Source organism: Azospirillum sp. A29, from assembly GCF_042604625.1.
GTDB classification, from domain to species: Bacteria; Pseudomonadota; Alphaproteobacteria; order Azospirillales; family Azospirillaceae; genus Azospirillum; species Azospirillum palustre.
Map to the genome: position 1 here is coordinate 501,825 of NZ_CP170470.1, position 17,931 is coordinate 519,755.

At 67.8% G+C, this 17,931-nt stretch carries 18 protein-coding genes; 15 read left to right on the forward strand and 3 right to left on the reverse strand.

Annotated elements, in window-relative coordinates; translation table 11 throughout:
* Positions 1-35 precede the first annotated feature (35 nt).
* Positions 36-794, forward strand: a complete 759-nt coding sequence (locus ABNQ38_RS38090) for a GntR family transcriptional regulator (protein WP_109452420.1) — start codon at positions 36-38, stop codon at positions 792-794.
* 147 nt (positions 795-941) lie between these two features.
* Here ABNQ38_RS38090 and ABNQ38_RS38095 read toward each other — a convergent pair whose 3' ends face one another.
* Positions 942-1,397: a methylglyoxal synthase gene (locus tag ABNQ38_RS38095; RefSeq protein ID WP_377811622.1), complete on the reverse strand. Its 456-nt coding sequence runs from the start codon at positions 1,395-1,397 to the stop codon at positions 942-944.
* Between the two features lie 236 nt (positions 1,398-1,633).
* Between ABNQ38_RS38095 and kduI the strand changes: the two genes are divergently transcribed.
* The 3 genes from kduI to ABNQ38_RS38110 all read left to right on the forward strand — a co-directional run bounded on the left by kduI (position 1,634) and on the right by ABNQ38_RS38110 (position 3,726).
* Positions 1,634-2,470, forward strand: a complete 837-nt coding sequence (gene kduI, locus ABNQ38_RS38100; RefSeq protein WP_377811623.1) for a 5-dehydro-4-deoxy-D-glucuronate isomerase — start codon at positions 1,634-1,636, stop codon at positions 2,468-2,470.
* A gap of 45 nt (positions 2,471-2,515) precedes the next feature.
* Positions 2,516-3,274 carry a 2-dehydro-3-deoxy-D-gluconate 5-dehydrogenase KduD gene (gene kduD, locus ABNQ38_RS38105; protein ID WP_109051580.1) on the forward strand — a complete coding sequence of 253 codons (759 nt, stop codon included), beginning with the start codon at positions 2,516-2,518 and terminating at the stop codon, positions 3,272-3,274.
* A gap of 68 nt (positions 3,275-3,342) precedes the next feature.
* Positions 3,343-3,726, forward strand: coding sequence for a cupin domain-containing protein (locus ABNQ38_RS38110; protein WP_377811624.1), 384 nt, complete (start codon positions 3,343-3,345; stop codon positions 3,724-3,726).
* Between the two features lie 83 nt (positions 3,727-3,809).
* On the opposite strand, the gene ABNQ38_RS38115 is transcribed toward ABNQ38_RS38110, so the two are convergent.
* Positions 3,810-4,592 carry a GntR family transcriptional regulator gene (locus ABNQ38_RS38115; protein ID WP_377811954.1) on the reverse strand — a complete coding sequence of 261 codons (783 nt, stop codon included), beginning with the start codon at positions 4,590-4,592 and terminating at the stop codon, positions 3,810-3,812.
* A 304-nt stretch (positions 4,593-4,896) separates the two neighbouring features.
* Here ABNQ38_RS38115 and uxaC point away from each other — a divergent pair, with 304 nt between their 5' ends.
* The 4 genes from uxaC (at position 4,897) to ABNQ38_RS38135 (ending at position 9,897) form a co-directional block, all read left to right on the forward strand.
* Entirely contained in the window at positions 4,897-6,297 is a 1,401-nt protein-coding gene (uxaC, locus tag ABNQ38_RS38120; RefSeq protein WP_377811625.1) for a glucuronate isomerase, read from the forward strand.
* 80 nt (positions 6,298-6,377) lie between these two features.
* Positions 6,378-7,901 (forward strand): UxaA family hydrolase, encoded by a 1,524-nt coding sequence (locus ABNQ38_RS38125; RefSeq protein ID WP_377811626.1) that lies wholly within the window; start codon positions 6,378-6,380, stop codon positions 7,899-7,901.
* A 42-nt stretch (positions 7,902-7,943) separates the two neighbouring features.
* The gene (locus ABNQ38_RS38130) at positions 7,944-8,933 is read left to right on the forward strand and encodes a DMT family transporter (protein ID WP_377811627.1); all 990 of its coding nucleotides are present in this window, start codon (positions 7,944-7,946) and stop codon (positions 8,931-8,933) included.
* A gap of 43 nt (positions 8,934-8,976) precedes the next feature.
* The gene (locus ABNQ38_RS38135) at positions 8,977-9,897 is read left to right on the forward strand and encodes a sugar kinase (protein WP_377811628.1); all 921 of its coding nucleotides are present in this window, start codon (positions 8,977-8,979) and stop codon (positions 9,895-9,897) included.
* A 22-nt stretch (positions 9,898-9,919) separates the two neighbouring features.
* Here the strand turns inward: ABNQ38_RS38135 and ABNQ38_RS38140 are convergent, their stop codons facing one another.
* Complete coding sequence (locus ABNQ38_RS38140) at positions 9,920-10,522, reverse strand: TetR/AcrR family transcriptional regulator (RefSeq protein WP_377811629.1); 603 nt, start codon at positions 10,520-10,522, stop codon at positions 9,920-9,922.
* A gap of 73 nt (positions 10,523-10,595) precedes the next feature.
* On the opposite strand from ABNQ38_RS38140, the gene bdcA reads away from it, so the two are divergent.
* The 7 genes from bdcA to ABNQ38_RS38175 all read left to right on the forward strand — a co-directional run bounded on the left by bdcA (position 10,596) and on the right by ABNQ38_RS38175 (position 17,801).
* The gene (gene bdcA / locus ABNQ38_RS38145) at positions 10,596-11,309 is read left to right on the forward strand and encodes an SDR family oxidoreductase (protein ID WP_377811630.1); all 714 of its coding nucleotides are present in this window, start codon (positions 10,596-10,598) and stop codon (positions 11,307-11,309) included.
* 250 nt (positions 11,310-11,559) lie between these two features.
* Positions 11,560-12,399 carry a GntR family transcriptional regulator gene (locus ABNQ38_RS38150; protein ID WP_377811631.1) on the forward strand — a complete coding sequence of 280 codons (840 nt, stop codon included), beginning with the start codon at positions 11,560-11,562 and terminating at the stop codon, positions 12,397-12,399.
* On the forward strand, positions 12,396-13,451 hold the full coding sequence (locus tag ABNQ38_RS38155; protein ID WP_377811632.1) for a Gfo/Idh/MocA family protein: 1,056 nt from the start codon (positions 12,396-12,398) through the stop codon (positions 13,449-13,451). Before ABNQ38_RS38150 ends, ABNQ38_RS38155 begins: the two co-directional genes overlap by 4 nt.
* Before the next feature lie 266 nt (positions 13,452-13,717).
* A complete protein-coding gene (locus tag ABNQ38_RS38160; protein WP_377811633.1) occupies positions 13,718-14,356 on the forward strand; it encodes a TerC family protein in 639 nt (212 codons plus the stop codon).
* 528 nt (positions 14,357-14,884) lie between these two features.
* Positions 14,885-15,889, forward strand: a complete 1,005-nt coding sequence (locus ABNQ38_RS38165) for a TRAP transporter substrate-binding protein (protein WP_377811634.1) — start codon at positions 14,885-14,887, stop codon at positions 15,887-15,889.
* A 98-nt stretch (positions 15,890-15,987) separates the two neighbouring features.
* A complete protein-coding gene (locus ABNQ38_RS38170) occupies positions 15,988-16,527 on the forward strand; it encodes a TRAP transporter small permease (RefSeq protein ID WP_377811635.1) in 540 nt (179 codons plus the stop codon).
* On the forward strand, positions 16,518-17,801 hold the full coding sequence (locus ABNQ38_RS38175) for a TRAP transporter large permease (protein WP_109096368.1): 1,284 nt from the start codon (positions 16,518-16,520) through the stop codon (positions 17,799-17,801). The genes ABNQ38_RS38170 and ABNQ38_RS38175 overlap by 10 nt, the downstream gene beginning before the upstream one ends.
* Positions 17,802-17,931: the final 130 nt, after the last annotated feature.

Sequence of the window (17,931 nt, forward strand, 5' to 3'; positions counted from 1 at the left end):
TGGTATCGACCGCCGATGAATTGAATGGGACGATTATGGACTCCAACGCGGGCGATACGAACATGGTGGCCGTGGCCGCACCGGTGCGCCGTCGTCGCCGCCGGCCCGCCAGCGCCACCGCAAGGCCCGCCCACCGCGGCGCCACGGTCTCGGGCACCATCTACCGCGACCTGCGCGACGACATCGTCTCCCTGCGGCGCAAGCCGGGCGAGCCGGTGATCGAGAAGGAGGTCGCGGAAACCTATGGCGTCAGCCGCACGCCGGTGCGCGAGGCGATGCTGAAGCTCGCCGACGAAGGTCTGGTGGAGGTGTTCCCGCAGTCCGGCACCTTCGTCGCCCGCATCCCGATCAGCGGCCTGCCGGAGGCCATCGCCATCCGCCGCGCGCTGGAGGAGGCCACCGTGCGCTACGCCGCCGAACAGGCGAGCGGCAGCCAGGTGGCGAGGCTGCGCGCCAATCTGGAACTCCAGCGCGAGATGAAGGAGTCCGGCAATTTCGACGGCTTCCACGAGGCCGACGAGGCGTTCCACGCCCTGCTGGCGGAAATTTCCGGCTATCCCGGCTTCTGGGCGGTGACCCAGCAGGTGAAGCGGCAGGTCGACCGCTACCGCCATCTGACCCTGCCGGCGGCCGGCAGGATGGACAAGGCGCTGGCCGAACATGGCGCCATCGTCGAGGCCGTCGCCGCCCGCGACCCTGACCGCGCGGTGGGCGAACTGCGCCACCATTTGACCGACCTGCAGCTGGGCATCGCCGAGGTCCGGCGGAGCTATCCGCAGTATTTCACGGAATGAGATTTCACCGCATGAGGGGGCGGGAGGCTTTCGCCCGCAATCGGCGGGCGCGGCCATACGGCCGCTTGCCTTCGCAGGCATGAGCCTGCGGGGCCGCAGTCGCGGCCCTTACGGCCCAGCGTAAGTCGGAACTTACGCTGGGCCGCATCACACCTTGCGCGTCTCGTAATCGGTGAAGCTGGCGGCGCGCGGGGCATAGCCGCTGGCGAAATGGGCGGAGGAGACGATCATGTCGGCCGTCGCCTCGTTGCAGGCCATCGGGATGTTGTAGAGCGTCGCCAGCCGGGTCAGCGCCTTCACATCGACATCGTGCGGCTGGGCGGTCATCGGATCGACAAAGAAGACCAGCAGGTCGATCCGCCCTTCCGCGATCATCGCGCCGATCTGCTGGTCGCCGCCCAGCGGGCCGCTTTTCAACGGGGTGATGTCCAGGCCGGGATGGGCGGCGCGCACCTTCTGCCCGGTGGTGCCGGTCGCCCAGAAGGCATGGCCGTCCAGCGCGCCGATGTTGGCGCCGATCCAGGCGATGAGGTCCGCCTTGCGGGCGTCGTGGGCGACGAGGGCGATGCGCTTGCGGGGCTGGGCGGACTGTTGGGCGGTCATGGCTGGACACTCCTGACGAAGACCGATCACTAATATATTACCTTTGAAGCCGGTGCAACGCGCCCTCCCGCCGCTGCCTCCGGAGCCCGCTCGGACCAGCGACTTTGTCGCACCCTCCGCCGCCTGAAATGTCCGGCACTCCATCATTAGAGCTTGCCCGGCTTACTAGTATATTAGTATGATGGCGCCAGACCTGCCGGGACGCCGGCTGCACAGATTTTAAAAGGACCCTTCCCATGAAAATCTCCGTCCGGCATGCTTCCCATCCCGACGCGGTCCGCGGCTTCGATACCGAGACGCTGCGCGACCATTTCCTGGTCCCGACTCTGTTCGAGGCGGACGAGACCGTCTTCACCTACAGCCACATCGACCGCTTCGTGGTCGGCGGCGCCATGCCGGTCGCCGGCCCGCTGAAGCTGGAGTCCTCCAAGGAGATCGGCTCGCCCAATTTCCTCGACCGGCGCGAGCTGGGCGTGGTCAATGTCGGCGGCGCCGGCCGCGTCACCGTCGACGGCGCCGTCTATGAGCTGGCGCCGCGCGACGCGCTCTATGTCGCGATGGGCAGCAAGGACGTCGTCTTCGAAAGCCTGGACCGCCGCGAGCCGGCCAAGTTCTACCTGAACAGCACGCCCGCCCATGCCCGGTTCGAGACGATGAAGATCTCGATCGGCCAGGCCAAGGCCGTGCATCTCGGCGACCCGGCCCAGTCGAACGAGCGCACCATCTACCAGATGATCCACCCGGACGTGGTCCGCACCGCGCAGCTGGTGCTGGGCATGACGGTGCTGAAGCCGAACAACATGTGGAACACCATGCCGTGCCACACCCATGATCGGCGCTGCGAGGTCTATTTCTACTTCGACCTGCCGGAAGAGGCGCGCGTCGTCCACCTGATGGGCGAGCCGGAGCAGACCCGCCACATCGTGGTCGCCAACGAGCAGGCGGTGATCTCGCCGCCCTGGTCGATCCATTCTGGCGTCGGCACCCGCAACTACACCTTCATCTGGGCGATGGGCGGCGACAACCAGGACTTCACGGACATGGACTTCGTCGCCATGGACCGCCTGCGCTGACGCGCCACCCGATTTGAAACCAAACGATAAGAACGGAAACCGACCATGAGCATTTCGTTCGACCTGACCGGCAAGGTGGCGCTGGTCACCGGCGCCAACACCGGCATCGGCCAGGGCATCGCCCTGGCGCTGGCAGAGGCCGGCGCCGACATCGCCGCCGTCGACGTCGTGTCGCTGGACGAGACCAAGGGTCTGGTCGAGGCGACCGGCCGCAAGTTCCTCGGCATCCACGCCGACCTGACCTCCATCGCCCCGGTCCAGGGGCTGGTGGAGGAGACGGTCGCCAAGCTCGGCGGGCTGGACATCCTGGTCAACAACGCCGGGATGATCCGCCGGGCCGACGCCGTCGACTTCAGTGAGGCCGACTGGGACGCCGTGATGAACCTCAACATCAAGACGGTGTTCTTCCTCTGTCAGGCCTTCGGCCGCTACGCCATCGGTGCGGGCCGCAAGGGCAAGATCATCAACATCGCGTCCATGCTGTCCTTCCAGGGCGGCATCCGCGTGCCGTCCTACACCGCCTCCAAGAGCGGCGTCGCCGGCATCACCAAGCTTCTGGCCTGCGAGTGGGCCGGCAAGGGCATCAACGTGAATGCCATCGCGCCGGGCTATGTCGCCACCAACAACACCGCGGCGCTCCGTGCCGACGAGAACCGCAGCGCCGAGATCCTCGGCCGCATCCCGGCCGGCCGCTGGAGCGTGCCGTCCGACATCGGCGGCCCGGCGGTGTTCCTGGCGTCGGATGCCGCTGACTACATCCACGGCACCATCCTGCCGGTCGACGGCGGCTGGCTGGCGCGCTGAGGCAAAGCAGCCCTCCCCGCCCGTCACGGGCGGAGGAGGGCTTTTCCATTGGGGGAGGAAACTGGAAGATGACCACCGCAACGGCGACCGATGTGTTCCTGACCGCGGGCGACATCCCGTGGCAGGATCTGGGCGACGGCGTGCGCCGCAAGATCCTCGGCTACAACGACACGATGATGATGGTGCGGGTGGAGTTCGAGGCCGGCGCCATCGGCGCGCAGCATCGCCATCCCCATGTCCAGTGCGCCGTGGTGGAGAAGGGCTCCTTCGACGTCACCATCGACGGCCGCACCAAGCGGCTGAACACCGGCGACGGCTATATGGTGCCGTCCAACGTCCTGCATGGCGTGGTGGCGCTGGAACCGGGCATCCTGCTCGACATCTTCACACCGATCCGCGAGGATTTCATCGGCGAGCCGGTGGCCTACGCCGCCGAAGCCGACGCGAAATAACTCTCCCGGTTTCGGCGCAGGCCGGTTTTCGGACCGGCCCGGCGCCCCGGCCTTTTCAGATCGGCCCCCTCAGATCGGCCTTTTCAAATCGGGTCGCCCGGCGCCGTGAAATAGCGCGGGTAGTCGCGCCGGATGTCGGCGACCGAGATCTGCAAATCGTCCAGATGGTCGTCCAGCGCCTTGATGGCGGCGGCGGGGTCGTTCGCCGCCATCGCGTCGAGGATGGCGGTGTGCTCGGCGATCACCTCGGCGATGCGGCCGCGCACCGGCAGGGTCAACAGGCGGTAGCGGTCGATCTGCACCTTGGTCTGCTGGATCAGCGTCCAGAAGCCGGGATAGCCGGCGATCTCCGCGATCAGCGCATGGAACGCCTCGTCGGCTTGGTGGAAGCCTTCGTAATTGGCGGTTTCCTGCATCTCGCGCTGCAATTCCAGATTGGCGCGCAACGCCGCGATCTGGCTGCGGCTGGCGCGTGCCGCCGCATAGCGCACCGTCGCCTCCTCCAGCGCCTTGCGGATGGCGAAGGCTTCCGGCAGGGCGTCCAGCGGGATGCGCGACACGAAGGTGCCGGACTGCGGGAAAATCTCGATCAGCCCCTCGTCGGCCAGCTTCAGCACCGCCTCGCGCACCGGCGTGCGGCTGACGCCATAGGTCTCGGCGATCTGCTTCTCGGCGATGGCGTCGCCGGGCTTGCGCTTCAGCGAGACGATCTCGCCGCGCAGGTCGCGGTAGATGCGCGACGCGACGGTGGCGGCACGGCGCGGCGGGCGCACCGCCGGGGTCGGGACCACGCTGCGGCGCACGGCTGCGGAGGTCAGGCCGCCTTCATCCTCTGTCGTCGCGACCTTCTTCACCGATGGCTCCATTGCGGCAAACATACAGATGTCGTGGGGTGGCGGTCCGCCACCCGCGAGATGTTCCTCATCCCCAGCAATCTACCCGCCCCTCTTCGTCAACGTCAAACCCATCGCCAGTTTCCCTTCAGGATCGGGTGCGGCGACTGGGCGCAGCCTTCACAGGCCCCGATGCCCCATCAGCGGAACGATTGGGCTTGCAATCAGATCTGATATATTAATATTATACAGCCAGCCGGTAGGGACGGTCCCCCGCACGGACCCCGCCTTTTCCCCACCCTGCTTTTGCCCTTCTCTTGCAGCGTAGAGGCTTCCGATGCTTCACCCCGACCGTCTTTTCCCGAGCGACCCGACGCAACGTGCCATCGCGCGCCGCCTGTACGGCGAAGTCGCCGCCCTGCCGATCGTCAGCCCGCACGGCCACACCGATCCGTCCTGGTTCGCGCAGAATGAGGCGTTCCCCGATCCGGCGAGCCTGTTCGTCAAGCCCGACCATTATGCATTCCGCATGCTCTACAGCCAGGGAATTCCGCTGGAGCAGCTGGGCGTTCCGCGCAAGGACGGCGGGGAGACCTCGACCGATTCGCGCGCCATCTGGCGCCTGCTGGCCAGCAACTGGCACCTGTTCCGCGGCACCCCGACCTCGATGTGGCTGACCCATGCCTTCGAGACGGTGTTCGGCGTCACCGAGCGCCTGAGCGCCGCCAGCGCCGACCGCATCTACGACCAGATCGAAGAGTGCCTGCGCAAGCCGGAATACCGTCCGCGCGCCCTGTTCGAGCGCTTCAACCTCGAAGTGCTGGCGACCACCGAATCGCCGCTCGACCCGCTGGTGCACCACAAGGCGATCCGCGAGAGCGGCTGGAAGGGCCGGGTCATCACCGCCTTCCGTCCCGACCCGGTCGTCGATCCGGAGTTCGAGGGCTTCCGCGACAACCTCGCCGAGCTGGCCCGCATCACCGGCAAGGACACCGCGACCTGGGACGGCTACCTCGCCGCCTTGGCCGACCGCCGCCTCTATTTCAAGAGCTATGGCGCCACCTCGACCGACCACGGCCACCCGACGGCGGCGACCGCCGACCTGCCCCGTGCGGAAGCGGAGAAGCTGTTCGACATCGTGCGGCGCGGCGGTGCGACGGCCGAGGAATCCGAGCTGTTCCGCGCCCAGATGCTGACCGAAATGGCGCGGATGAGCCTGGAGGACGGTCTGGTCATGCAGATCCACCCCGGCAGCTTCCGCAACCACAACGACGCGGTGTTCCAGCGCTTCGGCCGCGACAAGGGTGCGGACATCCCGAGCGGCACCGAGTATGTGCGGGCGCTGAAGCCGCTGCTCGACCGCTTCGGCAACGAGCGCGACCTGACCATCATCCTGTTCACGCTGGATGAGGACAGCTATTCCCGCGAGCTGGCGCCGCTGGCCGGCCATTACCCGGCGCTGCGCGTCGGCCCGGCTTGGTGGTTCCACGACAGCCCCGAGGGCATGCGCCGCTACCGCGAGATGATCACGGAGACGGCCGGCTTCTACAACACGGTCGGGTTCAACGACGACACCCGCGCCTTCTGCTCGATCCCGGCCCGTCACGACGTGTCGCGCCGCGTCGATTGCAGCTTCCTCGCCCGTCTGGTCTCCGAGCACCGGATGGAAGAGGACGAGGCCGCGGACCTGGCCGTCGACCTCGCCTACCGCCTCGCCAAGAACGCCTACAAGCTGTGATTGGCTGAACGCTACGACCTGCAAAGCCCCTCTCCCTCAACGGGAGAGGGGCCAGCAAGTCTCCTCAAGGACATCTTCCCATGGCATCGCTGACCATCCGCCTGCACCCCGCCGACAACGTCGTCGTCGCCGGCGCCGACCTGGAACCCGGCATCCTTCTGCCGGCAACCGAAGTCGCGACCACCGGACCGGTGCCGGCCGGGCACAAGGTCGCGGTGCGCTCCATCGCGCCGGGCGAACCGGTGCGCAAGTACAATCAGGTCATCGGCTTCGCCACCGCGGCGATCCAGCCGGGCGACCATGTCCACGTCCACAACATGGGCATGGGCAGCGATTTCGAGCGCGACTACGCCTTCGGCGCCGACGTCCACCCGGTCGAGCCGATCCCGGAGGCCGAACGCGCCACCTTCCAGGGCATCGTTCGCCCGGATGGCCGCGTCGCCACCCGCAACTACATCGGGGTGCTGACCTCGGTGAACTGCTCCGCCACCGCGGCGCGGATGATCGCCGACCATTTCCGTGGGCCCGCCCTGGCCGCTTATCCGAACATCGACGGCGTCGTCGCGCTGACCCACGGCTACGGCTGCGGCATGGCCGGCAGCGGCGAGGTGATGGACACGCTGCGCCGGACCATCGCCGGCTATGCCCGCCACCCGAACTTCGCCGCGGTGATCCTGCTGGGCCTCGGCTGCGAGGTGAACCAGATCGACAAGCTGATGGAGGCCACCGGCCTTGAGGAAGGCGCCCGCGTCATCCCCATCGGCATCCAGGACATGGGCGGCACCGCCGCGGCAGCCCGCGAAGGCATCCGCCGGATCGAGGCGCTGCTGCCGGAGATCAACGACGTCACCCGCCAGACCCTGCCGGCCAGCCACCTGACGCTGGCGCTGCAATGCGGCGGCTCCGACGGCTATTCGGGCATCACCGCCAACCCGGCGCTGGGCTATGCCGTCGACCTGCTGGTCCGCAACGGCGGCACCGCCGTGCTGAGCGAGACGCCGGAGGTCTATGGCGCCGAGCATCTCCTGACCCGCCGTGCCGTCCGCCGCGAGGTGGGCGAGGCGCTGGTCGAGCGCATCGGCTGGTGGGAGGAGTACACCAGCCGCACCGGCGGCGAGATGAACAACAACCCGTCGCCCGGCAACAAGAAGGGCGGCCTGACCACCATCCTGGAGAAGTCGCTGGGCGCGGTCGCCAAGGGCGGCACCACCCCGATGACCGCCGTCTACCGCTATGCCGAGCCGATCGTCGACAAGGGCTTCGTCTTCATGGACACGCCCGGCTACGATCCCGTCTCGGCGACCGGCCAAGTGGCGGGCGGCGCCAACGTGCTGTGCTTCACCACCGGCCGCGGCTCGGTCTTCGGCTGCAAGCCGACGCCCAGCCTGAAGCTGGCGACCAACAGCACCTTGTTCCGCCGGATGCCGGACGACATGGACATCGATTGCGGCGCCATCGCCACCGGCGACGCCACCATCGAGGAGGTCGGCCGCGCGATCTTCCAGCTGGTGCTCGACACCGCATCTGGCCGCAAGACCAAGAGCGAGGAACTCGGCGTCGGCGCCGACGAATTTGCTCCTTGGCAGATGGGAGCGGTTATGTAAGGGGTCCGCCCCCTTAACCATGACCGTTGAAGAGCCGGCGCCATGCCCGACAGTTCCATCTCCCGCACCAATGCCGAAACCGGTCCCGAACCGGTGAACGCGCCGCAGACCCCGATCCAGCCGACGGTCAATCCGCAGGCCGGATCCGGGTCTAAGGGCACGGAGCCGATGCGGGCGATCATGCTGGTGGTGCTGGGTGTGGCCTGCCTGTCCTGCTCCGACGCCACGGCGAAATATCTCGGCCGGACCCTGCCGCCGGCCGAAATCGCCTGGATGCGCTATGTCGTCTTCACAGCATTGGTGATGCCGCTGGCGCTGCGCGGCGGTTCGCTGAGCGTGCTAAAGACGACACGGCCGGGGCTTCAGGTGGTGCGCGGCCTGGGCATGCTGGGCTCGGCGCTGTTCTTCATCATGGCGATGCAGCATCTGCCGCTGGCCGAAGCTGCGGCGATCAGCTTCGTCTCTCCCGTCTTCGTCACCGTGCTGTCGATCCTGCTACTGGCCGAGAAGGTCGGCGTCCGCCGCTGGGCGGCGCTGCTGGTCGGGCTGGCCGGCGTCATCATCGTCATCCGGCCGGGGGCGGAGGGTTTCCAGCCGGCCTCGCTGCTGCCGATCCTGACCGCCTTCAGCTGGGCGCTGGGGCTGGTGGCGACGCGCAAGATGACGGTGCAGGAGAACCCGCTGACCACCATGGTGTGGAGCGCGCTCACCGGCCTGATCGCCCTGACGGCGCTGCTGCCGCTGCATGCGGCGTGGCCGACCCCGTGGGAGATGCTGCTGGGGGCCTTCATCGGGCTGGTCTACACCCTGGCGCAATGGCTGCTGATCCTGGCCTACCGCCAGGGCGAGGCCTCGGTGCTGGCGCCCTTCACCTACGTCCAGCTGATCTGGTCCACGGCTCTGGGATTCCTCGTCTTTGGCGCGGTGCCCGACCATTGGACCTTCGTCGGCACCGGCGTGATCATCGCCAGCGGACTCTACACCGCGCACCGCGAGCGGATGCGGGCGCGGGAACGCCGTTCAATTGCCTGAAATGGGATTTGCCGGGGCGTTCCCCGGCTTGCGGAGAAGAAGCATGACCGACACGCCCAACCGCGTCGCCGCCCTCGGCGAATGCATGATCGAGATGTTCCGGCGGCCGGACGGGTCGCTGACCATGGGGTTCGGCGGCGACACGCTGAACACCGCGGTCTATCTGGCGCGTCTGGGCACGCCCGTCGACTATGTCACCGCGCTCGGCGACGACAGCATCAGCGAGGACATGGTGACGGCCTGGGCGGCCGAGGGCGTCGGCACCGGGCATGTCCTGCGGGTGCCGAACCGCCTGCCCGGCCTCTACCTGATCGAGACGGACTCCAGCGGTGAGCGCCGCTTCCTCTACTGGCGCGACCGCGCCCCGGCGCGCGAGCTGTTCGCCCTGCCCCAGACGCCGGAACTGTCCAAGGCGCTGGAGGGCTACGGCATCGTCTACCTGTCCGGCATCAGCATCGCCATCCTGGGCGAAGAGGGCCGCGAGCGCCTGTTCGAGGTGCTGGAGCGGGTGCGGGCGCAGGGCGGCAAGGTCGCCTTCGACACCAACTGGCGCCCGCGCCTGTGGCCGGACCTCGACACCGCACGGGCCGCTTTCGACCGCATGCTTGCGCTGACCGACATCGCGTTGCCCGGCGTCACCGACCTGCGCGACCTCTATGGCGACGCCGATGCCGACGCCGTGCTGGCCCGCGTCCGCAAGGCCGGCGTCGCCGAGATCGTCCTGAAGCTGGAACAGCCCGGCTGCGTGGTGATCGAGAATGGCGAGGCGGTCGAGGTGCCGGCGCAGAAGGTCGCCACGGTGGTCGACACCACGGCGGCCGGCGACAGCTTCAGCGCCGGTTATCTCGCTGCCCGCCTGCGCGGCGAGGGTCCGGCCGATGCCGCCCGCGCCGCCCACAAGCTGGCCGCCGCCGTCATCCAGCACCGCGGCGCCATCATCCCGCGCGACGCCATGCCGGCCTGACGGCCGGGGTCAGGCCGACACATCACCCTTCCGCCGTCAGTTCGCGGCGGAAGGTGCGACCCGCCATCTCCGCGAAGGCGGTGAGCGCCGCCTCGTCTACGCCGTCGCGCGCCGCCGCCGACATCCCCATCATCGCGATCATCACGAATTCGGCGAGCGCACCGGCGCGGTCCGGCGCCTCCCCGGCGATGAAGTCGCGGAGCGCCGACACGCTGGCCGTCCGCAACGCCGCGGTCAGCGCGCGCGCTTCCGGATCGGCGCTGTTGCGCGCGCCGTCGAGCACCAGACAGCCAGCCACCCCATCGCGCTCCGGATAGAGCCGCGCCGCCAGAAGCAGCGTGCGCTCGATCACCTCGACCACGCCGCCGCCGTCGGCCTGCGCGCGGGCGAAGATGTTCGCCTCCCCCGCCGCATAGCGCCGGAGCGCCCGCTCGAACAGCCCGGCCTTGCTGCCGAAGGCGGCATAGAAGCTCGGCGGCTTGATCCCCAATTCGGTTCCCAGTTCGGCGACGCCCACCGCGTCGTAGCCGCGCGCGTGGAACAGCTTCATCGCGGTTTCGACCGCCTCGTCCACATCGAAGGACCGCCGCCGCCCACGGGCCCCGGAAGTTTCTATAGCGACCACTATATTTTCTCCTTGCGCAAATCCCTTGCCTGGATTTATATAGCGCTCACTACATTTCATCAAGGAGCACATCATGGGTGAGTTCACCGGCCGCAAGATCCTGGTCCTCGGCGGCAGCCGCGGCATCGGCAAGGCCATCGTCCGCCGCTTCGCCAAGGCCGGCGGCACGGTCGCCTTCACCTATGCCGGGTCGAAGGACGCCGCCGAGGCACTTGCCGCCGAAACCGGCGCAGAAGCCATCCGCACCGACAGCGCCGACCGCGACGCCCTGATCGCCACGGTGGCCGACCGCGGCGCGCTGGACGTGCTGGTCGTCAATGCCGGCACGGCGATCCTCGGCGATCCGCTGACCTTCGACCCCGACGCCGTTGACCGCATGATCGACATCAACGTCCGGGCGCCCTACCACGCGGCGGTCGAAGCGGCCCGGCGCATGAACGACGGCGGGCGCATCATCGTCATCGGGTCGGTCAACGGCGACCGCATGCCGTTTGCCGGCGGGGCCGCCTACGCCCTGACCAAATCGGCGGTCCAGGGCATGGTGCGCGGCCTCGCCCGCGATTTCGGCGACCGCGGCATCACCGTGAACGCCATCCAGCCGGGTCCGACTCACAGCGACATGAACCCGGCCGACGGTCCGATGGCGCCCGCCATGCACAGCTTCATGGCCATCAAGCGCCACATCGACGCCGACGAGGTCGCCGAACTGACCGCCTATGTCGCCGGCCCGCATGCCGGGATGATCACCGGCTCGTTCCAGACCATCGACGGCGGCTTCGGCGCCTGACCGACGGCTTCGATTGCCGTCGAAGCCAGACCCGTCCCTTCCCGGCCGTCATTCCCCGCCTTCGCGGGAGATGACGGCCGGGACGTTCCTTTCGGCGCTCATGCTCCGCTCCCCACCGTCCTACAGCCATGACGGGAATGGGGGCGCCTTTGTCACACCCGGATCCGAACGGGGGATGAGCGAAATTGCTTGCCGCGCTAGCTGATATATTAGTATTCTTAGGCATGTGCTTCTGAGGAGGCTGGACGCCATGCCATCGGGCAACCCGCCGGCCAAAACCGGTTCCATCGCGGCGACATCGCCATCGACCACGCCGGTCATGCCGGCCAAGGCCGCCCCGCTCCTGGTCCGCCCGCCGGCACGCCGGGACATGCGGCGCGGTCCGACCGCCGCCGATGCCATCCACCGCGACCTGCGTGCGGAGATCGTGTCGCTGAAACGCAAGCCGGGCGAGCCCATCGCCGAAAAGCAGATCGCCGAGGCCTATGGCGTCAGCCGCACGCCGGTGCGCGAAGCGGTGCTGCGGCTGGCGGACGAGGGGCTGATCGAGATCTTCCCGCAATCCGGCACCTTCGTCGCCCGCATCCCGCTGGGCGCCCTGCCGGAAGCCGGCGTGATCCGCAAGGTGCTGGAGCGGGCGACCGTGCGCTTCGCCGCCGAACGCGCCAGCCGCAGCCAGATCGCCGCCTTGCGCGCCTGCCTGGAGCACCAGCGCGAGGTCGATGCGGTGGGCGACGCCGACGGCTTCCATCAGGCCGACGAGGCATTCCATGCCCAGATCACCGAGATGGCGGGATATCCCGGCTTCTGGGGCATCATCCAGCAGGCCAAGGTCCAGCTCGACCGCTGCCGCCGCCTGACCCTGCCGGTCCCCGGCCGCATGCGCACGGTCATCGCCGAGCATGAGGCCATCGTCGAGGCCATCGCCGGCCACGACCCCGACCGGGCCGAACAGAGCCTGGTGCGCCATCTGGACAATCTGCAGATCACGGTGGACGACGTGCGCAACGCCGCCCCGCTCTATTTCTCCGGCAGCCTGACCGCCGACATCGCTGCCGAGATGACCATTTTGGACGGAGCGCTTCGATGACCGGTTCCCGTCGCCGCATCGGTGTCGTCGGCCTCGGCATGGCGTCGGCGCCGCACGCGCAGAGCCTGATCGATCTGGCCGACCGGGTGGAGGTGGCGGGCTGCTTCAGCCCGTCGGCCGACCGCCGCGCCGCCTTCGCCGCCCGCCACGGCCTGCCGGTGGTCGACCGGCTGGAAACCCTGCTGGAGGACCCGGCGCTGTCGGCCGTCCTGCTGCTGACCCCGCCCGACAGCCATGCCGGTCTGGTGGCACGCTGCGCCGCCGCCGGCAAGCATGTGCTGCTGGAAAAGCCGCTGGACGCGACGCCGGAGGGCGCGCGGGCGGTGGTCTCCGCGATGGAGGATGCAGGGCTGACGCTGGGCGTAGTGTTGCAGCACCGCTTCCGCGCCTCGGTCGAGCGGCTGGCGGCGCTGATGCGCAACGGCGCGCTGGGTCGGCCGCTGACCGCTGCGGTGTCGGTGCGCTGGTGGCGCGACAATGCCTATTACGCTCAGCCCGGCCGCGGCATGAAGGCGCGCGACGGCGGCGGCGTGTTGCTGACCCAGGCGATCCACACGCTGGACGCCTTCGTCGGCCTCGTCGGCCTGCCGGACCGGGTCGCCGGATTCGCCGCCACCAGCGTCCTGCGCAGATCGGACCCGGCTGTCGGCATGGACACGGAGGATGTGGTCGCCACGGCCCTGCGCTACGGCAACGGCATGCTGGCGACCGTGAATGCCACCACCGCCGTCTATCCGGGATATCCGGAGCGGATCGAGATCGCCGGGACCGGGGGCTCCGCCGTTCTGGCCGGCGACCGGCTGGAGGTGCAGCTGGTCAATGGCGAGCGCATAACCGCCGGGGCGGACGGCGCCACGCTGGGCGGCGGTGCCGATCCGATGGCCTTCTCCCACCAGCATCACCGCGCGGTGCTGTCCGACTTCCTCGACGCGCTGGACGAAGGACGCCGGCCGCGGGTGGACGGGCGCGAGGCACTGAAGGTCCACCGGCTGATCGAGGCCATGCTTGAAGCGTCGGGAAGCGGCGCAAGCGTGGAGGTCGGCACGCCCTGATCGGCAGCCCCACCGGAACTCCACCGGCCGCAAGCGCGGCCTTGCGCAATCCACAGCTTTGGCGTAAAGCGCCAGAACCAGGCCGGGCCCCTCTGGCAACCTTCACCGGTTGCGATGTCGGACTGGGAACATCAGGAGCGGCCCGCGCCTTTTGCCCTTGACCGGCTCTTCCCGTCCGACGCCATCGGCGCGGCCCGGCCGGTCATCGGAAGACCCCGTGCGGCCTCTCCTCCCACACTGATCGTGATGCGAGGACTCGTGCCCAAATGACGGAACTCTTCACCACCGACGCGCTGTTCGCGCTGCTCCAGGTCATCATGATCGATCTGGTGCTGGCCGGCGACAACGCCATCGTCATCGGTCTGGCCGCCGCCGGCCTGCCGAAGGACCAGCGCGGCAAGGCGATCCTGATCGGCATCCTGGCCGCCACCGTGCTGCGCATCGCCTTCGCCGCCGTCACCACCCAGCTTCTCCAGATCATCGGGCTGCTGCTGGCCGGCGGCGTGCTGCTGCTGTGGGTGTGCTGGAAGATGTGGCGCGAGCTGCGCCAGTCCCAGGACGAGGACGAGGCGGTCGAGTCGCTGGAGAACGATGACGCCGCGGCATCCGGCCCGCGCAAGACTCTGGGTCAGGCGGTCTGGCAGATCGTCGTCGCCGACGTGTCGATGTCGCTCGACAATGTGCTGGCCGTCGCCGGGGCGGCGCGCGAGCATCTGGGGGTGCTGGTCATCGGCCTGACCCTGTCGATCGCCCTGATGGGCCTCGCCGCCAGCTTCATCGCCCGCATCCTGCACAAGCACCGCTGGCTGGCCTATGTCGGCCTCGCCATCATCCTCTATGTCGCCCTGCACATGATCTATCGCGGCGCCCTGGAGGTGTGGCCCCTGGTGAATGGTCACGCCTGACCGGCCCAGTTTTAAGGGACCGAAGGCGTCCGGCGCCGCATCCGGGTGACTGGGGGGCTGGCTGCGGCGGACGCTGGGGCCGAATGTCGCACCTGCCCCCCTGCGGCGATCCGTGGTCTGGCTGAAACCCGCGCCGGCAGTCACTTTGTTCCTCTCCCCGCAATCCTGATCGCGATAAAGTCCGAACGGTTGTTGCCGCTTTGAACTTTCAGGGTTGCGCGCAGATTGATATACTAATATCCTAAGTACAGTGAACAGGGGGCGGCGCAAGGTTAGCCGGGGGGCTGAAGGAAGATGGGGGCGGGGCCGGTGTCGGCCATGCATGATGCCCGGTCGCGCCGCGCTGTCGCAGCGCTGCGAAAGCCGGCCGCCGCAAGTTCCACCTTCCACGCTTCGTCTGTCACCCGTCCACGGTACGTGCAGTCGAGTGTGCAGGCGGCCCGTTCGCCCTCCAGGCCAACGGGCAACGCCAGAACAAGAAAGGACGGGCCGCATCAGGCTTCGTCCCCACCATCAGGAGGAGAACCTATGAAGTTTTCGCTGACCTCGGTCCGCACCGCGCTGCTGGCCGCCTGTGCCGTCTGCGGCATCCTGGCCGCCCCGATGCTGGCTGCGCCGGCCGACGCGCGCGACTTCCGGTCCGCCGACATCCACCCGACCGACTATCCGACCGTCGAGGCGGTCCGCTATGTCGGCAAGCTGGTGGCTGAGCGCAGCAACGGCAAGCTCGGCATCAAGGTGTTCCCGAACGGCGCGCTCGGCACCGAAAAGGACACCATCGAGCAGCTGAAGATCGGTGCGCTGGAGATGATGCGCATCAACGTGGCGCCGCTGAACAACGTGGTGCCGGAGACGATGGTCACCGCGCTGCCCTTCATCTTCCGCGACACCGGCCACATGCGCCGCGTCCTGGACGGCCCGATCGGCGACGAAATCCTGGCGGCGATGGAAAGCCAGGGCATGATCGGCTTGGCTTTCTACGACAGCGGCTCGCGCAGCATGTATTCGGCCGCCAAGCCCTACAAGACGCTGGCCGACATGAAGGGCGCCAAGATCCGCGTCCAGCAGTCCGACCTGTTCGTCGCCATGATCCAGGCGCTGGGCGCCAACGCCACGCCGATGCCCTTCGGCGAGGTCTATACCGCGCTGAAGACCGGCATCGTCGATGCCGCCGAGAACAACTACCCGTCCTACGAATCCTCCCGCCACTTCGAGGCGGCCAAGTACTTCACCCTGACCGAACACGCGATGGCCCCGGAAGTGCTGGTCTTCTCCAAGGTCGCCTGGGACCGCCTGTCGAAGGACGATCAGGCCACGGTCCGCAAGGCCGCCAAGGACTCCGTGCCCTACATGCGCAAGCTGTGGGACGAGCGCGAGCTGAAGTCCAAGGAGATCGTGACCCAGGCCGGCGCCCAGATCGTCGAGGTTCCGAACAAGCAGGAATTCATCGACGCCATGAAGCCGGTCTACACCCAGTTCGCGAACACGCCGAAGCTGCAGAGCCTCGTCCAGCGCGTCCAGGAAACCAAGTAACGACCTTTCTGTAACGCCAAGAACAAGGCGGCGCGCGGCTTCGTCCCGTCCGGGACGGACCGCGCACCGCCGGGGTCTCAGGAGTGGGGAGCCGCAGCATGGATATCGAGCTGCAAGCAATGGACGTCAGCCCGCCGCATGCGGCCGGCTGGTTGACCCGCATGAACGCGGCGCTGGCCAAAACCGGCATGTATGCCGCCATCATCGGCCTGATGATGATCGTGTGCGTCGTCTTTTATCAGGTGTTCGGCCGCTATGTGCTGAACAGCTCGCCGACCTGGGCGGAAAGCCTGGCCATCGTGCTGGTGCTCTACGTCACGCTGATCGGCGCCGCCGTCGGCGTCCGCGATGCCGGCCATATCGGGCTGGAGTCGCTGCTGGTGATGCTGTCGGACAGCGCGCGCCGCAAGATGGACGTGCTGATCTACGCCCTGGTCGGCATCTTCGGCGCCTGCATGGCCTACAATGGCTGGATCCTGGGCAGCTCGGTCGCCTCCTACACCATCCCGAACCTTCATATCTCCGAAGCCGTGCGCTACGTGCCGCTGGTGCTGTCGGGCGTGCTGATCGTTCTCTTCTCCATCGAGCATATCGTCGCCATCGTGCGCGGCGAGGAGGTCAAGCCGTCATGGAACTGACCATCCTTTCAATCACCTTTTTCGGCTTCCTCATCCTCGGTATTCCGGTCGCCTTCGCCATCGGCCTGTCGGCGCTCTGCACCATCCTCTATGAAGGCCTGCCGGTCGCGGTGGTCTTCCAGCAGATGATGTCGGGGATGAACGTCTTCTCGTTCCTCGCCATTCCCTTCTTCGTCTTCTCCGGCGAGCTGATGCTGCATGGCGGCGTCGCCGACAAGATCGTCACCGCGGCCAAGAGCATGGTCGGCCACATCCGCGGCGGGCTCGGCATGTCCAACGTCGTGGCCTGCACGCTGTTCGGCGGCGTCGCCGGATCGCCGGTCGCCGACGTGTCGGCCATGGGCGCCGTGATGATCCCGATGATGAAGCGGGAAGGCTACCACGCCGATTACGCGGTCAACGTCACCACCCACGCCGCACTCGTCGGCGCGCTGATGCCGACCAGCCACAACATGATCATCTATGCGCTGGCCGCCGGCGGAAAGGCGTCTATCGGCGCGCTGATCGCCGCGGGCCTGATGCCGGCGCTGCTGCTGATGGTCTGCAACCTGGGTGCCGCCTATTACGTCGCGGTGAAGCGCGGCTATCCCAAGGGGACCTTCCCCGGCTGGGACATCCTGGCGCATTCCTTCGCCGCCGCGGCCCCCGGCCTGCTGATCGTCGTCATCATCCTGGCCGGCATCACCACCGGCGTATTCACCGCGACCGAGTCGGCCTCGGTGGCCGTGATCTACGCGCTGCTGCTGACCACCTTCGTCTACCGCACGCTGAGCTGGGAGAAGTTCCTGGCCGCCGCCGCCAAGACGGTGAAGACCACCGGCGTGGTGCTGCTGCTGATCGGCGTGTCGACCATGTTCCAGTACCTCATGGGTCTCTATGAGGTGGCGGACATGACCGGCGAGCTGCTGGCCGGCGTGTCGACCAACCCGCTGATGATCTTCCTGCTGATCAACATCATCCTGTTCCTGCTGGGCACCTTCATGGACATGGCCAGCACCATCCTGATCTGCACGCCGATCTTCCTGCCGATCGCCATGCAGTACGGCATGGACCCGGTGCAGTTCGGCATCGTCATGCTGATCAACTGCGCGCTCGGCCTGAACACCCCGCCGGTCGGCACCACCCAGTTCATCGGCTGCGCCATCGGCGGCGTGTCGGTGGGCGAGGTGATGCGCTCCATCACGCCCTTCTACGGGGCACTGTTCGTGGCGCTTCTGCTGGTCACCTATGTCCCGGCCTTCTCGCTGTGGCTGCCGCGCATGCTGATGCACTGAGGCGGACCGGGAAACAGGCGGCGCTCCCGCACCCCTGAACGACTTCTCTCCTGGACTGGGCCATCGGGATCTTCCCGATGGCCCTGTTTTTTTGTGCGCTTTCCGCCCAACCGATCCGGCCTTTTCCCCC

Coding starts and splice junctions, on each gene's coding strand:
- ABNQ38_RS38175 (WP_109096368.1), top strand. CDS start 16,518: ATGGAACTGACCATCCTTTCAATCACCTTTTTCGGCTTCCTCATCCTC.
- ABNQ38_RS38095 (WP_377811622.1), bottom strand. CDS start 1,397: ATGACCGCCCAACAGTCCGCCCAGCCCCGCAAGCGCATCGCCCTCGTC.
- ABNQ38_RS38165 (WP_377811634.1), top strand. CDS start 14,885: ATGAAGTTTTCGCTGACCTCGGTCCGCACCGCGCTGCTGGCCGCCTGT.
- kduD (WP_109051580.1), top strand. CDS start 2,516: ATGAGCATTTCGTTCGACCTGACCGGCAAGGTGGCGCTGGTCACCGGC.
- ABNQ38_RS38135 (WP_377811628.1), top strand. CDS start 8,977: ATGACCGACACGCCCAACCGCGTCGCCGCCCTCGGCGAATGCATGATC.
- ABNQ38_RS38170 (WP_377811635.1), top strand. CDS start 15,988: ATGGATATCGAGCTGCAAGCAATGGACGTCAGCCCGCCGCATGCGGCC.
- ABNQ38_RS38125 (WP_377811626.1), top strand. CDS start 6,378: ATGGCATCGCTGACCATCCGCCTGCACCCCGCCGACAACGTCGTCGTC.
- ABNQ38_RS38155 (WP_377811632.1), top strand. CDS start 12,396: ATGACCGGTTCCCGTCGCCGCATCGGTGTCGTCGGCCTCGGCATGGCG.
- ABNQ38_RS38150 (WP_377811631.1), top strand. CDS start 11,560: ATGCCATCGGGCAACCCGCCGGCCAAAACCGGTTCCATCGCGGCGACA.
- ABNQ38_RS38090 (WP_109452420.1), top strand. CDS start 36: ATGGACTCCAACGCGGGCGATACGAACATGGTGGCCGTGGCCGCACCG.
- ABNQ38_RS38160 (WP_377811633.1), top strand. CDS start 13,718: ATGACGGAACTCTTCACCACCGACGCGCTGTTCGCGCTGCTCCAGGTC.
- uxaC (WP_377811625.1), top strand. CDS start 4,897: ATGCTTCACCCCGACCGTCTTTTCCCGAGCGACCCGACGCAACGTGCC.
- ABNQ38_RS38130 (WP_377811627.1), top strand. CDS start 7,944: ATGCCCGACAGTTCCATCTCCCGCACCAATGCCGAAACCGGTCCCGAA.
- kduI (WP_377811623.1), top strand. CDS start 1,634: ATGAAAATCTCCGTCCGGCATGCTTCCCATCCCGACGCGGTCCGCGGC.
- bdcA (WP_377811630.1), top strand. CDS start 10,596: ATGGGTGAGTTCACCGGCCGCAAGATCCTGGTCCTCGGCGGCAGCCGC.
- ABNQ38_RS38110 (WP_377811624.1), top strand. CDS start 3,343: ATGACCACCGCAACGGCGACCGATGTGTTCCTGACCGCGGGCGACATC.
- ABNQ38_RS38115 (WP_377811954.1), bottom strand. CDS start 4,592: ATGGAGCCATCGGTGAAGAAGGTCGCGACGACAGAGGATGAAGGCGGC.